Source organism: Kineococcus indalonis, from assembly GCF_009906395.1.
Taxonomy (GTDB): domain Bacteria; phylum Actinomycetota; class Actinomycetes; order Actinomycetales; family Kineococcaceae; genus Kineococcus; species Kineococcus indalonis.
On sequence record NZ_JAAALM010000568.1, the window covers coordinates 1 to 2,438 of the forward strand.

Genomic DNA, 2,438 nt, shown 5'->3' on the forward strand with positions numbered 1-2,438 from the left:
GGCGCCGGGGGCCGCGGGCGCGGGCTCGGCGGTGGGTCCGGCGGTGGGCGTGGGCGCCGCGGTGGGCGTCCCGACCGCGCCGTCCGCGGTCAGGTGCACCGGGGCGGGCGCCGGGACCATGCCCAGCTCGGCGGCGCGGCTGGCCAGCGCCTGCGGCGCGGACCGCGCGGCCAGCGACTCCTGCGCGGCCTGCTGCTGGTCGGCGAGGCCCTGGGAGGTGACCTGCAGGTCGGTGAGGCGGTAGGCGTCGCCGGCGATGGCGATGTTCGTCATGAGCAGCCCGAACAGCCCCAGGCTCAGCAGCAGCACGCACGCCACCGGCAGCGGCAGGCGCACGCGGCGCACGGCCGGGGGCACCACCACCTGCAGCTCGGGACGTCCGGCGGTGTCCGGGCGCGCCTCGCGAGCGCGGACCGGAACCTTCCGGGCCGCGATCAGGGGCTGGCTCATCACCGGGTCCTTCCGTCGTCCTGGGCGTGCCTCGTGCTGTGGGCGGGACCGGGTGCGGCCCCGCGCCCGGTGCGGCCGCGGGGGGCGCGGACCTGCTCGGCCCGGCCGGCCGGGCGGGGCAGGGAACCCGCCCGGCGGCCGGGTTCCCGCTGCGGCTGCGGCCGATCCTCGCCGGGGAGCCTGCGCACCGCGCGGAGGCGCGCCGAGGCCGCCCGGGGATTGACGGCGAGCTCCTCCTCGCCCGCGGCCTCGCCGCGGGCGAGGAGTTCCGCGCGCGGGCCGGAACCCGGCGGCAGGAACGGCAGGTCCGGCGGCGCGGAACTCTCGGTGAAACCCCGCAGCACGTTCTTGGCGATGCGGTCCTCGAGGGAGTGGAACGTCAGCACCGCGAGGCGGCCGTCGTCGGCGAGCCGCTCGAACGCGGCGGGCAGGGCGCGCTCGACGACGCGCAGCTCGTCGTTGACCTCGATGCGCAGCGCCTGGAACGTCCGCTTGGCGGGGTTCCCGCCGGTGCGGCGGGTGGCGGCGGGGACGTTGGCGCGCACCAGGTCCACGAGCCGGGCGGAGCCGGTGAAGGGTTCGGCGGCGCGCTCGCGCACCACGGCCGCGGCGATGCGGCCGGCGAAGCGCTCCTCGCCGTACTCGCGCAGCACCCGGGCGAGCTCGGCGTGCGGGTAGGTGTTGAGCACGTCGGCGGCGGTGGTGGGCGCGCCGGGGTCCATGCGCATGTCGAGCGGGGCGTCGCGCGCGTAGGAGAAACCCCGCTCCACCTCGTCGAGCTGCAGGGAGGAGACGCCGAGGTCGAAGAACACCGCGTCGACCACCGGCAGGCCCAGGTCGTCCAGGACGTCGGGCAGGGCGTCGTGGACGGCGTGCACGAGGGTGACGCGCTCGCCGAAACCCGCGAGGCGGCGACCGGCGAGCTCGAGGGCCTGCGGGTCGCGGTCGATGCCGACCAGGCGCAGCTGCGGGTGCAGGCGCAGGAGTTCCGCGGCGTGCCCGCCCATGCCCAGGGTGGCGTCGACGGAGACGGCACCGGGGCGGGCGAGCGCGGGCGAGAGCACCTCGGTGCACCGCCGGAGCATGACCGGGGCGTGGCGGGCCGCGACCGCAGCGGCCTGCGCGTCCTCGGTCACCGTGCTCCACCTCGCTCCCCCGCCGGCCGCGGGCCGACGTCGCCGTCCGTCCCCGTAGACCGGGGTCCCCATCCGCTCACGGGGTCCGTGCCTGGCACCGGGGAAGAGGTGTCAGGACCGGTCCGGAGCGGCTGGGGGCCGCGGCCGACGGTCGCCCCCGGGCGTGCCGGGGACCGGGGGTCACACGACCCCGGGCAGGACCTCCTCGCGCTGGTCGGAGAAGGCGGGCTCGGCGCCGGCCAGGTAGGCCTCCCACGTGGGCAGGTCCCAGATCTCCACCCGGGACCCGACGCCCGTGACGGCGAGGTCGCGCTCGAGCCCGGCGTAGCTGCGCAGCATCGGGGGGATGGTGAGGCGACCCTGCTTGTCGGGGACCTCGTCCGAGGCGCCCGAGAGGAACACCCGCAGGTAGTCGCGGGCCTCCTTGCGGGTCAGCGGCGCCCGCCGCAGCTCCTCGTGCATCCGCTCGAACTCCTGCATGGGGAAGAGGTAGAGGCAGCGTTCCTGCCCCTTGGTGATCACCAGTCCTTCGGAGAGCTGGTCCCGGTACTTGGCCGGGAGGATCAGCCGCCCCTTGTCGTCCAGGCGGGGGGTGTAGGTGCCCAGGAACACAACCGCAACCCCCGACGGACGGTCCCGAGCGGCTCCTCCTGAGCCGCTCCCCTCCACCGTACTCCACTTTCCTCCACGGTCAACGTCACGAGACGCGCCGTGATCACGGCAGCGGCGCATCGCCGCAGGTCAGCGCGGTGGGGCGCGGTGGGGCGCCCGGCGGCCCCCCGGCACCGGCCCACCGGCCCCGCGGGGCTCCCCGCGGGGCCGCGGCGGGGTCCGCGACCGGCCCCGCGGGGA

3 protein-coding genes are annotated in these 2,438 nt (G+C 77.2%); all 3 read right to left on the minus strand.

All coding sequences use genetic code 11. The features are described from left to right. The coding region (locus GTR00_RS18960; RefSeq protein ID WP_166613118.1) for a cell division protein FtsL at positions 1-450 on the minus strand (450 nt) is incomplete at its 3' end. Next, entirely contained in the window at positions 450-1,658 is a 1,209-nt protein-coding gene (gene rsmH / locus GTR00_RS18965; protein ID WP_166613119.1) for a 16S rRNA (cytosine(1402)-N(4))-methyltransferase RsmH, read from the minus strand. The genes rsmH and GTR00_RS18960, both read right to left, overlap by 1 nt. A 108-nt stretch (positions 1,659-1,766) precedes the next feature. Further along, positions 1,767-2,198 (minus strand): division/cell wall cluster transcriptional repressor MraZ, encoded by a 432-nt coding sequence (gene mraZ / locus GTR00_RS18970; RefSeq protein WP_166613120.1) that lies wholly within the window; start codon positions 2,196-2,198, stop codon positions 1,767-1,769. Positions 2,199-2,438 lie beyond the last annotated feature (240 nt).